We start from the raw sequence: 14,539 nt of genomic DNA, 5'->3' as shown, positions 1-14,539 counted from the left end.
ATTGTGATAAAGATTGCGGCTGTTCTTAATATTGAATTAAAATAATTAATTAAAAAAATGTAGTAAATTTATTTTTTTAATTTAGAAATTCAGTTTGAAGCTTTCAAAAGCAATCTTTGTTTTCTTATTTCTTTTCTTTGCGTTCTATGGAAGAGCACAAAGCGATACCACGAATATAAAATCCTATACAGATCAGGTGATGATCCGTGCCAATATTGATACCAATATTGAAAGTTATATTTTTTCGCAGGGAGAAGGAAAAAATGAAAACCAAATGACATTTTCAATCAACAACAAAACAAGGACTTCCTTCTCTGTTGACTATAAAATAATAAGTGCACCCTGTCTTTTTCACCCCATTTTATTTCAGGCAATAACGATGATGAGCTGAAAGGAAAGAGTTCTTATACAGACTTTAGCTTACGGCTATTTCCCAAAAAATTTATTCAGACCCTCTACTATAAAAACGTAAAAGGATTTTATCTGGAAAACATGAAAGATTTTCTTCCCGGCTGGCAGGAAGGGAAAGATGCATATATCCAGTTCCCGGACTTCAGGGTACAAAGTTTCGGAGGATCTACCGCATATGTTCTCAATGAAAATTTCTCAGCCAAAAGTATCTATACCCAGGGAGAATGGCAGAAAAAAAGCAGTGGCAGCTGGGTTCCTTTCCTGGACTATGATATAAGCCTTTTTACCAATATAACAGATGGGCAGAAGAGCAAAGAAATCCAATATAAAATCGGAGCCAATATGGGATATTTCTACAATTGGGTGATTGGTAAAAAGGTGCATATTGCTCCCTATTTAGCATTAGGCCTCGGTGGAAAATTCTCCAGTTATTATGAAAACCTGAGTGATAAATCGCGGGTCAATGCGCAGTATGTAACCATAAGGATGGAAGGAGGACTTCATATAGGATACAATACAGACCGCTTTTTATTCGGAGGAAAAATGAATTTCAGTGCCTATGCCTATGATCAGAAAAATAACCAGACTGTGGAAAATAATAACCTCTATGGTCTGCTGTATATAGGGTATCGTTTTGCCCCTCCGAAAGTTGTAAAAAATACCTATGATAAAATTCAAAAAAAGATTCCTGTTTTATAAGTTCAAGAGTCTTTTAAGTATCTTTGCGTAGAAAAATATAGAAAGAAAACAATCAAACAATCAAAATATAATGTCGTTAATTAAATCTATTTCAGGAATTAGAGGAACCATAGGAGGAAGAGTAAATGATAACCTGACTCCGCTTGATGTGGTGAAATTTGCTTCGGCTTTCGGAACCTGGCTTCAGAATAATAAAAATAAAAAAAATTTAACCCTTGTGATCGGTAGAGATGCAAGAATATCCGGTCAGATGGTTTCTTCTCTGGTTACCGCTACTTTACAGGGGCTGGGTATCAATGTGGTAGATTTAGGCCTTTCTACAACACCTACAGTAGAGATCATGGTACCGGAATTGAAAGCCGACGGAGGAATTATCCTTACCGCTTCTCACAATCCAAAACAATGGAATGCCCTGAAATTACTGAATGAAAAAGGAGAATTCATCAGTGGAGAAAACGGTGCAGATGTACTTGCTTTAGCAGAAAGTGAAGATTTCAACTATGCGGAGGTAGATGATCTTGGGAATTACGAAACAAGAGATGATGCTTTTGATATCCATATTCAGCAGATCCTGGAGCTGCCAATGGTAGATGTAGAGGCCATTAAAGCTAAAAAATTTAAAGTGGTACTGGATGCGGTAAATTCTACAGGTGGGATCGCTATTCCTATGTTATTAGATAAGCTTGGCTGTGAGACCGTTAAACTGTATTGTGAACCTACAGGACAGTTTCCACACAACCCGGAACCTTTAAAAGAACACTTGGGAGATATCTGCGAGCTGGTGATTAAAGAAAAAGCAGACCTGGGAGTTGTTGTAGATCCGGATGTAGACAGATTGGCCCTAATTGATGAAAAAGGAGAAATGTTCGGCGAAGAGTATACTTTGGTGGCTGTAGCAGATTACCTGTTGAAACATAAAAATGGAGTGGCAATTTCTAACCTTTCATCAAGTCGTGCCTTGAGAGACGTAGCTCAAACCCACCATTCAGAATACTTTGCAAGTGCCGTAGGAGAAGTAAATGTAGTTACTTTAATGAAGGATAAAAATGCAGTGATCGGAGGAGAAGGAAACGGAGGAATTATCTATCCTGAACTGCATTACGGAAGAGATTCTTTAGTGGGAGTAGCATTGTTTTTAACCCATCTGGCAAAAGAAAATAAAACAGTATCTGAATTGAGAGCAGGATATCCAAGTTATTTTATGGGGAAGAAGAAAATAGAACTTACACCGGAGATCAACGTAGATGATATTTTAAGCAAAATGGAGCTGGAATATAAAAACGAAGAAGTTTCTATAGTGGATGGTGTTAAAATAGACTTTGAAAACAATTGGGTTCACCTTAGAAAATCCAATACAGAACCGATTATCAGAATTTATACAGAAGCTAAATCTCAGGAGGAAGCCGATAAATTGGGAGATGATATCATCGCTAAGATCAAAAGTTTAATTTAAATAAAACCTAAAGAACGGATGCCATCTAGCTCCGTTCTTTTTTGTATCCCATGTTTGAGCATATAAAAGACAAATTTCCCTTCCCTAAAGAAAAATGGCGGAAGTCTCTGAACACTTTTGAAAGGATCGAAGTTCCGGTCAAAACGCTGTTATTACAAGAAAATGAAGTCTCCTGTAATGCATATTATCTTGAAAAAGGGGTTGTCCGGGCATGGTATAATAATGATGGTAAAGATGTTACCTTTCAGTTTTTTCTTGAAAATACAATGTTTTCTTCTCTTGAAAGCTTTAAAAAAGGACTTCCAAGCATGGTTTCTTTCGAAACAATAGAACCTTGTATTTTATATAAAATCGGAAAGCCTGATGTAGATGCTTTTCTGGAAGAAGTGTATGAATATCCTGAACTTAGGACCCTGTTGATGGACGCTTTTTTTGAAAGAATGTTTGATTATATGAAGCACTTCTTTTCATTTATTAAAGATACCCCACAGCAGCGTTATCTTAATCTGATGAAAGAAAAGCCTGAGATCATCAAAAGAGTGCCCCAGCATTATATTGCTTCATATCTCGGGATTACAACGGTTCATCTCAGCAGGATAAAAAGCAAAATACTGAAAGATAAACCTTTCTGAAAACTATTTTCAGGGATTATTTTAAAACAATAATTACCTCCGGCTCTCTGCGCAATTATTCCAATCTGATAACAAATGTTATTGCTCTAAGCCTTTCTTACGAGATAAATTTGTATAAAATTTAAAACAATGAAAGCAGCAGTAGTATTTGAAAAAGGAAGCATTCCTCAATACACAGATTTTCCGGAACCGGAAATCATAAAAGATAACGACGTTTTAGTTTCGGTGAAGGCTGCATCTATTAAAAACCTGGACAAAGCCAGAGCCAGTGGAAATCACTATTCTGCTGATAACGAGGTGTTCCATCCTAAAATTATTGGCTCAGATGGTGTAGGATATCTTGAAAACGGAACTAAAGTATATTTTTTCAGTAAAAAGGGGAGTGTGGCAGAGAAAGTTGTGGCAGACCGGCAATTGGTGGTGCCCATTCCGGAAAACCTTGATTTTTCTGTAGCTGCAGCATTGCCCAATGCAGTGATGGGTTCGGCAATGGGGTTAAAATGCAAAGCGGAAATGCAGCAAGGAGATACCATTTTAATTAATGGTGCAACCGGAATTACGGGAAGGATAGCCGTTCAGATTGCGAAGCTATACGGAGCAGGAAAAGTGATTGTTACCGGAAGAAACGAAGCCGCACTACAATCTCTGCTTGAGCTGGGAGCCGATGAAGCTGTTTCTTTACTGCGTGATGATGAAAGTTTTAAACAGAAAATTAAAGAGATCCACGCTGAAACCCCTATTGATGTCATCTTAGATTATATTTGGGGACAGTCTGTAGAAATGATCCTGACGGCTCTTAAAGGAGACGGAACATTTTCTCATAAGACAAAATTGGTTTCTGTAGGAGGAATGAGTGGAGACCATATTCAGTTATCTTCACAGATTTTAAGAGGAACAGACATTCAGATTTCAGGATCAGGGCTGGGAAGCTGGACAAAAGAAGAGTCCCAACTTTTATTTTCAGAAATAATTCCGGGAATGTTTCAGGCCGCTACTGAAGGAAAAATTAAAATAGAAACAGAAGTTATTGATTTAGAATATATTGAATCTGCCTGGAATAAAGAAATTCAAAATGGAAAGAGACTGGTGATAAGAATTTAATAACAATTTGATTTTTTTATCCACAATCCTTTTATCTGTTTTCTTTTTTTACTATTTTTATAATAGAAATTACGAAATGGAAAATTCAAAAAAAAATTGCAACTTTGCATAAATATTTGAATATCAGTTTCAGATGTATCATTAATTAATAAGTTTGCCGAGGTCTGTAAGTAAATTCAGGCATCGGACCGACAAAGAGGACACTATTGGAAGAGTATTTTGGAAATGAACTTGTAAAGAAGTTCGAGGAAATGATGGAAAATAATGATGAATTCTACTTTGACACAGAAGAGTTGGAAGACATTATTGTGTATTATTTGGAGCTGGGAGATTTTAATTACGCTGATATGGCGGTTAATTTTGGTCTCAAACTTCATCCCAATTCTTTAGATATCAAGATTAAAAAGCTTGAAATTCTGTTGGAGTGGGAAGAGTATACTACAGCTAAAGAGCTTATCAATGAGCTGAAAGGTTCCTCTATGGAGCATACAGACTTTTTGGTTTGCTATGCCAAATATTATTCGAACTTAGGAAATCCTAGAAAATCCATTGAAATTTGTAAGAAAGCACTTGAACTGGGGGAAGAAGAAAACTTCCTTCACAATTTTATTGCAGATGAATATGTGAATCTTGGAGACCCTTTTAACGCTCTTAAACACTACAGAAAAGCATTGAAAGAAGATCCTACTGATGAATATGCATTAGAAAACTGTATGGTGTGCTTCAGTGATTTGAATAAGAGCGAGGAGGCTATTGCCTTTCTTAATGAATATTTAGATGAGTTTTCCTATTCGGAAACCGCTTGGTTCGAATATGGTCAGTTCTATTTTAACAGAAAGAATTTCGAAGAAGCGATCAGGGGATATGATTACCTATTGGCAATCAATTCCAGTTCTGTGGGAGTATATGCAAATAAGGCTGCTTGTTATGAAGCATTGGGGCAATATCAGAAGTCAATTGAAGTATATGAGGAAATGCTTGAGCTGGAATATACAAAAGCATTCACCTTTTATAAGATCGGATTATGCCATAAAGCTTTAAAACAGCCTATTTTAGCATTAAATTCATTTCAGAAATCGCTAAGAGAAGACCCTCAGTTTTATCTTGCGATGATGGAGCAGTCTTATCTGTATGAAGAAATGGGAGGAATGTCCGAAGCGCTGCATTTTGCTAAAGAAGCGACTCAACTGAATGAAAATAACCTTGATTATCAAAAAAGATTGGCGTTTTTATTCATTGATTCAGGAAAATTCGAAGAGAGCCTTTCCTGTCTTAAGAAGCTGGTAGCGGATGAACCTTCAAGATTTTACAACTGGTATGCATATTCGGAAGTATTGATGCTTTTAGGTGAATATGAAGAAGCAGTAACCATTTTAAACAATGCGATTAAAAAACACTACAGAGCTGAATTATTTTATCAGTTAAGTAATTGTTTTTTCAATCTGAAAGAAAAGGATAAAGGAATGGAATCCCTTCAGAAAGCATTAGACCTGGACCCAAGTCTGGCAAAGGATATGCAGAAAAAATATCCATTCATTAAAGACGAAGTGAAAAAAGTGAAAGCCAGTAAGGTTAAGAAGAATTAAACGAAAAGAATCAGGGATACCCCGGGTTCGGTTGAATAATCTTTACATTTAATCTTAATATAAACAGAAATCCTGCAGCAATGCGGGATTTTTTATGAACGGCCGTATTCGTAAATACGTTTGTCAGAAGAAGTATTGAGGAAATTTTCGTTCAAATCTAATACTGTTTTCCGTTGTAAATTATTTTTTGGGGATAGTTCTCAGGAATATCAATCCGGCAATAATTATCCCTGCTCCTATAAACTGCATATAAGTCAGCTGTTCACCATCTATAATTCCCCAGATAATAGCAACAATTGGCATTACCAAGGTAACCGTAGATGCAAAAAGAGGAGTAGAAACTTTCAGTAAACGATAGTTCATCATCATGGCCAGTCCTGTTCCGAAGACAGATAAGAGACTGACAAATAATAACCCGAGCATATTGTCCTTCGAAAAAGTAAATTCAGAAAAGAATCCTGTACTTGTTAAAGCAATAAGGGAAGGGAAAAATAAGACAAATGAAAAAACAAAAGCCGACAAGATGGTGGAAGATACTTCCATGAGCTTTGATTTTACAGTGGTGGTACTTACGGCGTAGCATAAAGTAGCCAGTAATAACAGCAAAATAGGAATTATTTTTAATTCTCCACTGCTGCCACCTCCAAAAGCCAGAATACAAACTCCTGTGAAGCTTATCAATGTTCCGAAGATCTGTTTTTTAGTCGTTTCAAACTTCCATATCAGTGCACCCACAATAATAACGAAAATAGGCATCATGGAATTGATAATTCCTGCAATACTGCTGCTTACCTCTGTTTCTGCAATCGGAAATAAGAACATAGGAATAAAATTTCCTGTAAAAGCAGCAAGAATAAGCCATTTTAGGTGCTTTTTCGGGAAAAGTTTATAATTGGAAATAGCAACAGGAAGTAGAATAAGGCCTGCAATAAGAACTCTTAATGATCCTACCTGAAACGGATTGAAATGTTCCAGCGATTTTTTAATCAGAATAAATGACGACCCCCAAATAATACTCAGGATAACCAGAAGAACCCATTTTTCTTTATCTGCGTTCATTATTTTTGTGTAAAATTTTTAAAAATTCTTTTTTAGAAATCATACGGGCTCCTAAGCTTTCCAGGTGGTCTGTATGCGTTTGGCAGTCAATTAATTCAATAGTATCTTTATGGTTATGAACAAAGTGAATAAAGCCCGCCTTTGAAGCATTGCTTACCTTGGCAAACATGCTTTCACCACAAAATAAATTCCCGATCTGTAATCCGTAAAACCCACCTACAAGTTCGTCATTCTGCCAGACTTCTATGCTTTTGGCGAGGCCATATTCATGAAGTTTAATGAAAGATTCCATCAGTTCGTCAGAAAGCCAGGTTCCGTCCTGTCCTTTTCGACTGGTTTGCTGACAGCCTTTAATGACACCTCTGAAGTCCCGGTTCTCTGAAAACGTAAAAACATTTCTGTTCAGTATCTTCCGCATAGATTGAGACACTTTTATCTCATCAGGAAATAACACAAACCTTGGATCAGGGCTCCACCATAGAATTTCTTCTCCGGGGTTATACCATGGGAAAATCCCCAATTGGTAAGCAAACCATATCCGTTCCACAGACAGATCGCCCCCAAAGGCAATTAACCCATCCTGACCGTCATACGTTTCAGGGTCAGGAAATGAAATCTCATTTTCGTCTAATCGAACCATTGTAGAAAAAAATCCCACTTAAAAAGCAGGATTTATAGTTGATCTTTATTTCTTAATTAAAAAGGTAAATCATCATCGTCATCTCCGGCAAACGGATTCTCGTTAGAAACAGGAGAAGCTGACTGCTGAGGCATAGCCTGAGTAGGCTCTGATCCATTATCAAAAACTTTTTCTATTTTCCATCCCGTAATAGAGTTGAAGTATTTAGTCTCACCTTGAGGAGAAACCCATTCTCTACCTCTGATGTTGATTCCTACCTTTACGTTCTCTCCTTCTTTAAGATTATCTAATAAACTAATTTTATCAGACAAAAACTCTATGTTTATCGGCTGTGGATACTGTTCTTGAGTTAAAATAACCATTTCTCTTTTTTGAAATCCGCTCGCAAATGTTTGAGCATCAAAAAGTTTCTTTACCGTTCCTTGTAATTCCATATCGTAAATATTAACGATGTAAAAATAAGAAAATGAATCGTAATAATAGCTGCCGGGGAAAAAAAATGTAAAAAAAATATTTTTTTTTCCTGAAAAGTTTGGAGGTAAAGTAAATTGTCCTATATTTGCACTCACAAAAACGAAGCAAGCTCTTTAAAACTTACAATACAAAAAAACCAGCGGATGTGGTGTAATTGGTAGCCACGCCAGACTTAGGATCTGGTGCCGTGAGGCGTGGGGGTTCGAGTCCCTTCATCCGCACTATGCGAAAATAGCTCAGCTGGTAGAGCACAACCTTGCCAAGGTTGGGGTCGCGGGTTCGAATCCCGTTTTTCGCTCCACACCTGCCCTGGTGGTGGAACTGGTAGACACGCAGGACTTAAAATCCTGTGTTCGTAAGAACGTGCGGGTTCAAGTCCCGCCCGGGGTACAAAACCCTCTGTACTTTGTGACGGAGGGTTTTTTGTTTTTATAGAGACTCTTATGTAATTATAAAGTCTTATATTTGTAAGAAATAGAGTTTGTATCTGTGAAAACAGAGCAATACAACCAGCGGATGTGGTGTAATTGGTAGCCACGCCAGACTTAGGATCTGGTGCCGTGAGGCGTGGGGGTTCGAGTCCCTTCATCCGCACTATGCGAAATACTCAATAGGTTGTCTACAGCCTTTGAAAAGATTGGAACTTCAGGTTTGAATCTTTTTTTTCGCTCCACACCCGCCCTGGTGGTGGAACTGGTAGACACGCAGGACTTAAAATCCTGTGTTCGTAAGAACGTGCGGGTTCAAGTCCCGCCCGGGGTACTAAAACCCTCTGTAATATATACGGAGGGTTTTTTATTGTACTATTATTGATAGGGTTTTCCTCTGCAATACCAATCATGAGTGATAATTGTATCTTTTTTATGGATGGTAAGTGGCAATTCTCCCCTTCTTTTTAGTATAATATCACCGTAATCTATTTCATCCGTACCAACACCCCAGTTGTTGTGAACCATAACGCTTGCCCGCCCATTGGTTTCCGGAACATACCCCTCCAGTTTTATCCATGTAAGATCTACCTTTGATTGTGTGACGAAAATATAATATTCATCAGGATAGTATACTTTTTTTACTTGATTACAATCTGCTTCTCGACAGGAATAGAAGAAAAGCATAAGGAGTATATTGAAGAGTCTTTTCATAGTTTTTAATTAATTGTTCGGCTTCATTCTCACCTCATAATTGTGGTATATTCCTTTCCAGTTTTTCCAGTCTCTCAAAAATACTCTCAAAAATATTCTTTTCAGCAGTGGAAACATAGCCCACAATCTTATAAAGCTCCTGTTTGCCTCTATGGTCTGGATTGTTTCCAACAGCATATTGTAAACAGCCATTGGTATGTACTAATAAACGGCTGTTCAAATCACTTTTTACATCTGCTTTATTCAGGAATAAAATATCTCCATACTGATAGGGTGATAACACCTGATTTTCAGTCGTAAATTCATACAGCCAATCTACCGATGCTAATATTTTTTGCAAAACCGTTGTATTTTGAATATTGTTTTCCGGTGCTTTTGTTTCATCGCTATCCTCTATAGCTAATTCCGGGAAAAGCATCAGCTGATTGATATCTGAAACATTGGCTAACTGATGTACCTGTACGGCTTCGATGAGAAGCTTATCAAGACTAAGGTTAAAATGGTTGGCAACCTTTAGTATCGTTTCTATTTTAGGCTCAGCGCGGCCTTCTTCATAAGAGCTTATTACCCCTCTGCTTAAATCAAATAAATCGGCAAATGCCTTTTGGCTTAATCCTTTTGCCTGTCTGATTTTCTTTACATTACTTCCAAAAAAACTCAAATTGTCTAATTTTTTTTGCAAAAATAGAGCATTTTAAAATATATGATGGATAAAAACATTTGCATTTGGAGATTTGCAGCATATCTGTACCCGTAATATTCCATTCTTCTGTATCTGTATCCAAAGGTAAATCCTCCATAATTTTGTTTCATTAAATCATGATATTATGGAAACAACCGTTCAACATCACGGGCAGCTTCAATATGCTGAAGTTTATATTTCAGATATGTTGGCGCTGAAAAAAATATTTCTACAGACACAGAACACTTCAAAGATAAGTCCGGATTTTGGAGTTCCGTTTTTCCTGGCAAAAAAGGGTGATGAAATTGTTTCATTTGCCAGTCTTATTATAAATACAAAAGGAGAAATTGCCTTTAAAATCTATGATAAAAAGGGAATCTCCGAGGCAGAAAAGAAAAGATTTTCTTTAAAAGTGGAAGCTTATTTCAAAAAGAATACAACGCCCAATTTTCGAAATCCGGAACAGTTAAAAAGCAGCATTAAAAGCATGATTAGCTGGCTGGATTTTTAATAAAGCATAGATAAAAGTGTACTTTTACGTAAAACCCTGATCAATGTCTAAAGATGTTTTGTATCTAAAAATAGCCAATGCTGTTACCGAACAGATTAAAACCGAAACCTTGCAGTTTGGAGACAGGCTGCCATCGCTAAGAAGTGCCCAGAAATTGCATAATGTTAGCTTAAACACTGTAAAACAGGCGTATATGGAGCTGGAGAGCCGGTCTCTGGTGGAATCACGCCCAAAATATGGTTATTACGTAAGCCAGACTTCCCAGCGAAAACTGGCCTTACCTTCTATTGCAAAAATGAAAGTTTCAGAAGGACAAAAAACACCGGAAGACCTTATTGGCAAAGTATTCGGAACCATCGCCGGAACAGATGTTACTCAGTTTGCACTGGGTATTCCCGGAAAAAGCCTTCTTCCTGTGGCTAAAATGAAGAAGTGTATGATTAACGTAATGAAGAAGAGCAGTGATAGCGGGACCAATTATGAACCGGTACAGGGAAGTGAAAATCTTCGCCGGGAAATTGCCAAATGGTCGATTGTAATGGAAGGGAAAATTACAGAGGACGACCTTGTCATCACTTCCGGAGCGATGAACGGAGTCTATAACTGTCTGATGGCGGTTACCCAGCCCGGGGATTCCGTAGCCATTGAAAGTCCCGTATATTTTGGAATACTGCAGGCGATTCATCTGCTGGGATTGAAGGCGGTGGAAATTCCAACGCATCCTATCACCGGAGTAGATCTGGATGCTTTAAAAAAAGTACTGCCAAAGATTTCTGCTTGCTGCTTTGTCGTTAATTATAATAATCCGCTGGGATTTCAGATGCCTGATGAGAACAAAAAGGAACTGGTAAGAATGCTTACCGAATATAATGTTCCTTTGGTGGAAGATGATGTTTACGGAAATATTTACTTTGGAGCAGGAAGACCCAAGCCCTGTAAATTCTATGATGAAGCCGGAATTGTAATGTGGGTGGGATCTGTTTCTAAAACGTTGGCCCCGGGATATCGTGTAGGCTGGGTAGCCCCGGGGAAATTTAAAGATAAGATTATCCGTCAGAAACTGGTTCAGACAGTTTCCAGTCCGTCTTTATTTTCAGATGTCATTGCTGATTTCCTTGAACATGGGCGGTACGACCATCATTTGAGAATGTTCAGGAAAAAACTGTATGCCAATTACCTGCAGATTCAGAAATCTGTTACCCAATATTTTCCGGATAACACCAAAATTTCAGAACCGAAAGGAGGTTTTATGCTGTGGCTGGAACTGGATCAGAGGATCTGTACGGAAGACCTTTATGATAAGGCATTAAGCCAGAAAGTAAACTTTGCCCCTGGCAGAATGTTTTCACAATATAACCAGTATCAGAACTGTATGAGGCTGAATTATGCCCTGGAATGGACAGACCGTGTAGAAAGTGACCTGGAGAAACTTGGTAAAATGATAAAAAATAAAATTTAATACACCCATAGAGATGAATGATAATAATAAAGTACAAATTATAGCCTATGAATCTCAATATAAAGAAGCTTTCAGAGCTTTAAATGAAGAATGGATCAGTAATTTCTTTGTGATGGAGCCCGGTGATTATAAACTGTTGGATCATCCTGAAGAACATATCTTGCAGAAAGGAGGTCATATTGCTTTTGCTCTGCTTAATGGAGAAGCCGTGGGAACATGTGCATTAGTAAGAAACAGTAATGAGCTCCTTATTTTTGAACTTTCAAAAATGGCAGTAAGTCCAAAAGCACAGGGAAAGAAAATTGGATATCTGCTGGGAAATACTTTAATAGAGAAAGCTAGGGAGCTAAAGGCTGAGAAAGTGTTTCTGGAAACTAATTCAATTCTGGTTCCAGCCATAAAACTGTATGAAAAACTTGGATTTAAGCATATGCCGGTTACCAATGCAGGATATGACCGTGTGGATGTACAGATGGAATTAGATCTTAAAAACTGATTATAAAAAAATATTAGAACAAGGACATTATATCCGAGTTCTAATATCAAAACTAAATCTAATTGCTTTACTGTTATTTCTTAATGAAGGCCTTTGTCAGTGAGTTTTTACTTCCGCTAAGTTTAATGAAGTATATACCAGCCGGAAGGGGTTCAATATTTATTTTTTCGTTGTAATACCCATTGGAAGATTTCAAATGAAGACTTGAAATAATCATCCCTTTAGCATCAATGATTTCTGCCTTAGATTCCTTATTTTCAGAGGTGTATAGGATGGTTATGCTTGCTGAAGCAGGATTGGGATAGATGGTGAAATCACCAGTATTTCTCCTTATTTCTTTAGCTCCTAAAACACCGTTTGAACAAACTGGAATTCTGTTTATCCCATCAATTCCCCAAGTGGATTGTACCGGAATACACAACCAGTTCAGTACCGTTGGAAAATGATCTGTTTCTCTTGTTGTAGAGGTGTAGTCAAAGATTTTAAAACTGGCGGAGGTATTGACACTATAAGCCGGAGATCCTGTTATGGTCATGTGATTGGAATTGGGACCTGAATCTGTGATGGTATTTCCTGAGGTATGATCACACTTCCAGTTGGCCAGCAGCTGAGAATAATAAGGATGTGAAGGGGTAATATCCTGATGGGCCCAGTTAACGATTACATTATTCGGAAGAGCAGATTTCCAGATTCTGATGTCTTTATAAGATGCGGGAAGGTTGAGTCCATACGTGTTGGTTCCATCCTGATTTAACGTTAATGGAAGACCGGAATCAATATTTCCGATGGTATTCATATTGGCAAAAGTGACCGGAACACCATCTTCATATAAAGTGACAAGGCCATCTCTATCAAAACTGGCGGCAATATGCTTCCACTTATTGGTTTCTACCTTTCCTCCTACCAGGTCAATTCTGTTTGTTCCGTCACCGATATTCATTTTAAATGTCTGTCCGGAATATCCTGAGACCACAAGCCCTTTGTTTTTTCCGCTGGCCCAGTTTTTATTCCCAATCATGACAGGATCGCTGGAATAGGCAGCATTGGGTTTCACCCAAAATTCAATGGTAAAATCCTGGTTTGCTCCAAAGTTGAAAAGATTCTGATTTGTTGGCTTTGCATAAGTTCCAGCCGGGAAACTCAGCTGATTGAAAGTTTTATTGGACTCTAAAATTGTTTTACTGATCTGTCGAGGAGTAAATCCTGGATTGGAATACACGGTAAAAATATTTCTCTCCGAAAGGTTTCCCCCGCCATGCGAGCTATCTACCGCACCGTGATCTGTAGTTAAAACAACCAGCCAATCTTCGTTTTGATAACCGGCTCTGTTTTTCATTGCATTCACTATCTCTCCGATATATGAGTCTGTGGTCTGAATAGAAGATACATATTGCGGAACAGCTGAAGAAAAGCCATAAGAATGCCCTGCATGGTCTACATCATCAAAATCTACAAACAGAATATCAGGGTTGTCATTTTGCAGCGCATTAACTGCTGCGTTTTTCACAGCAAGATCCGTTGCCAGATTAGACTTCACATCTGCATTCTGAATAATTTTATCATTAATAGGCGCCCAATGTGCGAGGGAAATTGTTCTTAAATTAGGGTTGTGGCTTTCTGCTCTCGTCAAAAAGTCAGGATAATTTACATAATTGGGATTGGTAAAATTATTATCCTGCACATTATGTTTGGGGTGCCAAACGCCAGTAAGCATGGTGCTCCATCCGTTTCCGCTCCATGTAGTAGCAGCGCAAAGCCCGTCAAGAGAATAAATAGACTGGTTGATGAGGCTCTTGATGTTTGGAGTATTGGCAGACATCATGACGTCTGCCCGACATCCGTCGATACCAATAAAAAGAACTTTTTGGTCTGAGCTCCAAGGAAGCAGCTCATCACAACAGCCATTGAGAATAGTTTTGTTTTCATGGGATAAGGATTTAATGAAAAGTTTACAAATAGTAATTTATTTTTAACTATTGTAAAATTAGTTTACTATTTGTAAATATATGTAAACGGAAAATTAATTAATTGATAAGTAAATAGTTTATAAAATGTAATCTCAATAAGTAGAAAAATCAAACATTTTTTATAAATAGCCAATCGAAGGAACTAAAATTCCCCCTTTTCCGGAGTGATGACGGAGCGGTTCACTTTTTACTTATTAAAAAACAAACGACACAAAACACTTGTGTCA

The 14,539-nt window shown here is 37.7% G+C and carries 15 protein-coding genes and 5 tRNA genes; 14 read left to right on the top strand and 6 right to left on the bottom strand.

Annotation, left to right across the window (positions count from 1 at the left end):
* The first annotated feature begins 94 nt into the window (after nucleotides 1–94).
* The 6 genes from LQV47_RS01555 (at nucleotide 95) to LQV47_RS01530 (ending at nucleotide 5,882) form a co-directional block, all read left to right on the top strand.
* Nucleotides 95–391: a hypothetical protein gene (locus LQV47_RS01555; RefSeq protein ID WP_230033043.1), complete on the top strand. Its 297-nt coding sequence runs from the start codon at nucleotides 95–97 to the stop codon at nucleotides 389–391.
* Nucleotides 343–1,110: a DUF4421 family protein gene (locus LQV47_RS01550; RefSeq protein WP_354960278.1), complete on the top strand. Its 768-nt coding sequence runs from the start codon at nucleotides 343–345 to the stop codon at nucleotides 1,108–1,110. The genes LQV47_RS01555 and LQV47_RS01550 overlap by 49 nt, the downstream gene beginning before the upstream one ends.
* A gap of 70 nt (nucleotides 1,111–1,180) precedes the next feature.
* Nucleotides 1,181–2,563, top strand: a complete 1,383-nt coding sequence (gene glmM / locus LQV47_RS01545; protein WP_230033041.1) for a phosphoglucosamine mutase — start codon at nucleotides 1,181–1,183, stop codon at nucleotides 2,561–2,563.
* Between the two features lie 50 nt (nucleotides 2,564–2,613).
* Nucleotides 2,614–3,195, top strand: a complete 582-nt coding sequence (locus LQV47_RS01540; protein ID WP_230033038.1) for a Crp/Fnr family transcriptional regulator — start codon at nucleotides 2,614–2,616, stop codon at nucleotides 3,193–3,195.
* A 129-nt stretch (nucleotides 3,196–3,324) separates the two neighbouring features.
* Nucleotides 3,325–4,296, top strand: a complete 972-nt coding sequence (locus tag LQV47_RS01535) for a zinc-binding alcohol dehydrogenase family protein (RefSeq protein ID WP_230033036.1) — start codon at nucleotides 3,325–3,327, stop codon at nucleotides 4,294–4,296.
* Between the two features lie 206 nt (nucleotides 4,297–4,502).
* The gene (locus tag LQV47_RS01530) at nucleotides 4,503–5,882 is read left to right on the top strand and encodes a tetratricopeptide repeat protein (RefSeq protein WP_230033034.1); all 1,380 of its coding nucleotides are present in this window, start codon (nucleotides 4,503–4,505) and stop codon (nucleotides 5,880–5,882) included.
* A gap of 180 nt (nucleotides 5,883–6,062) precedes the next feature.
* On the opposite strand, the gene LQV47_RS01525 is transcribed toward LQV47_RS01530, so the two are convergent.
* From LQV47_RS01525 to LQV47_RS01515, 3 genes are read right to left on the bottom strand one after another with little or no spacing between them, the layout of a single operon-like run.
* Entirely contained in the window at nucleotides 6,063–6,941 is an 879-nt protein-coding gene (locus LQV47_RS01525) for a DMT family transporter (RefSeq protein WP_230033031.1), read from the bottom strand.
* A complete protein-coding gene (gene aat, locus LQV47_RS01520) occupies nucleotides 6,928–7,581 on the bottom strand; it encodes a leucyl/phenylalanyl-tRNA--protein transferase (protein ID WP_230033029.1) in 654 nt (217 codons plus the stop codon). The genes LQV47_RS01525 and aat overlap by 14 nt, the downstream gene beginning before the upstream one ends.
* Before the next feature lie 56 nt (nucleotides 7,582–7,637).
* The gene (locus tag LQV47_RS01515) at nucleotides 7,638–8,015 is read right to left on the bottom strand and encodes a DUF3127 domain-containing protein (protein ID WP_230033019.1); all 378 of its coding nucleotides are present in this window, start codon (nucleotides 8,013–8,015) and stop codon (nucleotides 7,638–7,640) included.
* Between the two features lie 179 nt (nucleotides 8,016–8,194).
* Here LQV47_RS01515 and LQV47_RS01510 point away from each other — a divergent pair.
* From LQV47_RS01510 to LQV47_RS01490, 5 genes are all read left to right on the top strand, one after another.
* A tRNA-Leu gene (locus tag LQV47_RS01510) sits at nucleotides 8,195–8,276 on the top strand.
* Nucleotides 8,277–8,280: 4 nt separating this feature from the next.
* Nucleotides 8,281–8,356, top strand: a tRNA-Gly gene (locus tag LQV47_RS01505).
* Nucleotides 8,357–8,361: 5 nt separating this feature from the next.
* Nucleotides 8,362–8,445 (top strand) — tRNA-Leu (locus LQV47_RS01500).
* A 122-nt stretch (nucleotides 8,446–8,567) separates the two neighbouring features.
* Nucleotides 8,568–8,649, top strand: a tRNA-Leu gene (locus tag LQV47_RS01495).
* An 84-nt stretch (nucleotides 8,650–8,733) separates the two neighbouring features.
* A tRNA-Leu gene (locus LQV47_RS01490) sits at nucleotides 8,734–8,817 on the top strand.
* A 44-nt stretch (nucleotides 8,818–8,861) separates the two neighbouring features.
* Here LQV47_RS01490 and LQV47_RS01485 read toward each other — a convergent pair.
* Together LQV47_RS01485 and LQV47_RS01480 are read right to left on the bottom strand one after the other, a co-directional pair.
* The gene (locus LQV47_RS01485) at nucleotides 8,862–9,197 is read right to left on the bottom strand and encodes a hypothetical protein (protein ID WP_230033018.1); all 336 of its coding nucleotides are present in this window, start codon (nucleotides 9,195–9,197) and stop codon (nucleotides 8,862–8,864) included.
* Nucleotides 9,198–9,231: 34 nt separating this feature from the next.
* On the bottom strand, nucleotides 9,232–9,879 hold the full coding sequence (locus tag LQV47_RS01480; protein WP_230033016.1) for a helix-turn-helix transcriptional regulator: 648 nt from the start codon (nucleotides 9,877–9,879) through the stop codon (nucleotides 9,232–9,234).
* A 145-nt stretch (nucleotides 9,880–10,024) separates the two neighbouring features.
* Here LQV47_RS01480 and LQV47_RS01475 point away from each other — a divergent pair, with 145 nt between their 5' ends.
* Genes LQV47_RS01475 through LQV47_RS01465 form a run of 3 tightly spaced genes read left to right on the top strand, consistent with a single transcriptional unit; the run spans nucleotide 10,025 to nucleotide 12,345 of the window.
* Nucleotides 10,025–10,390, top strand: a complete 366-nt coding sequence (locus LQV47_RS01475; RefSeq protein WP_230033014.1) for a hypothetical protein — start codon at nucleotides 10,025–10,027, stop codon at nucleotides 10,388–10,390.
* 43 nt (nucleotides 10,391–10,433) lie between these two features.
* The gene (locus LQV47_RS01470; RefSeq protein ID WP_230033012.1) at nucleotides 10,434–11,849 is read left to right on the top strand and encodes a PLP-dependent aminotransferase family protein; all 1,416 of its coding nucleotides are present in this window, start codon (nucleotides 10,434–10,436) and stop codon (nucleotides 11,847–11,849) included.
* A 13-nt stretch (nucleotides 11,850–11,862) separates the two neighbouring features.
* Nucleotides 11,863–12,345, top strand: a complete 483-nt coding sequence (locus LQV47_RS01465; RefSeq protein WP_230033010.1) for a GNAT family N-acetyltransferase — start codon at nucleotides 11,863–11,865, stop codon at nucleotides 12,343–12,345.
* 73 nt (nucleotides 12,346–12,418) lie between these two features.
* On the opposite strand, the gene LQV47_RS01460 is transcribed toward LQV47_RS01465, so the two are convergent.
* Nucleotides 12,419–14,167 carry a LamG-like jellyroll fold domain-containing protein gene (locus tag LQV47_RS01460; protein ID WP_230033008.1) on the bottom strand — a complete coding sequence of 583 codons (1,749 nt, stop codon included), beginning with the start codon at nucleotides 14,165–14,167 and terminating at the stop codon, nucleotides 12,419–12,421.
* Nucleotides 14,168–14,539 lie beyond the last annotated feature (372 nt).

This window comes from Chryseobacterium sp. Bi04 (assembly GCF_918698085.1).
In the GTDB taxonomy this organism is placed as follows: domain Bacteria; phylum Bacteroidota; class Bacteroidia; order Flavobacteriales; family Weeksellaceae; genus Chryseobacterium.
Note: the sequence above shows the minus strand (reverse complement) of the source record. Positions and strands in the feature narration are given on the sequence as shown.

Excerpts from the sequence above, each read along its gene's own strand:
- glmM (WP_230033041.1), top strand. The coding sequence starts at position 1,181 with ATGTCGTTAATTAAATCTATTTCAGGAATTAGAGGAACCATAGGAGGA.
- LQV47_RS01540 (WP_230033038.1), top strand. The coding sequence starts at position 2,614 with ATGTTTGAGCATATAAAAGACAAATTTCCCTTCCCTAAAGAAAAATGG.
- LQV47_RS01535 (WP_230033036.1), top strand. The coding sequence starts at position 3,325 with ATGAAAGCAGCAGTAGTATTTGAAAAAGGAAGCATTCCTCAATACACA.
- LQV47_RS01525 (WP_230033031.1), bottom strand. The coding sequence starts at position 6,941 with ATGAACGCAGATAAAGAAAAATGGGTTCTTCTGGTTATCCTGAGTATT.
- aat (WP_230033029.1), bottom strand. The coding sequence starts at position 7,581 with ATGGTTCGATTAGACGAAAATGAGATTTCATTTCCTGACCCTGAAACG.
- LQV47_RS01515 (WP_230033019.1), bottom strand. The coding sequence starts at position 8,015 with ATGGAATTACAAGGAACGGTAAAGAAACTTTTTGATGCTCAAACATTT.
- LQV47_RS01485 (WP_230033018.1), bottom strand. The coding sequence starts at position 9,197 with ATGAAAAGACTCTTCAATATACTCCTTATGCTTTTCTTCTATTCCTGT.
- LQV47_RS01475 (WP_230033014.1), top strand. The coding sequence starts at position 10,025 with ATGGAAACAACCGTTCAACATCACGGGCAGCTTCAATATGCTGAAGTT.
- LQV47_RS01470 (WP_230033012.1), top strand. The coding sequence starts at position 10,434 with ATGTCTAAAGATGTTTTGTATCTAAAAATAGCCAATGCTGTTACCGAA.
- LQV47_RS01465 (WP_230033010.1), top strand. The coding sequence starts at position 11,863 with ATGAATGATAATAATAAAGTACAAATTATAGCCTATGAATCTCAATAT.
- LQV47_RS01460 (WP_230033008.1), bottom strand. The coding sequence starts at position 14,167 with ATGATGTCTGCCAATACTCCAAACATCAAGAGCCTCATCAACCAGTCT.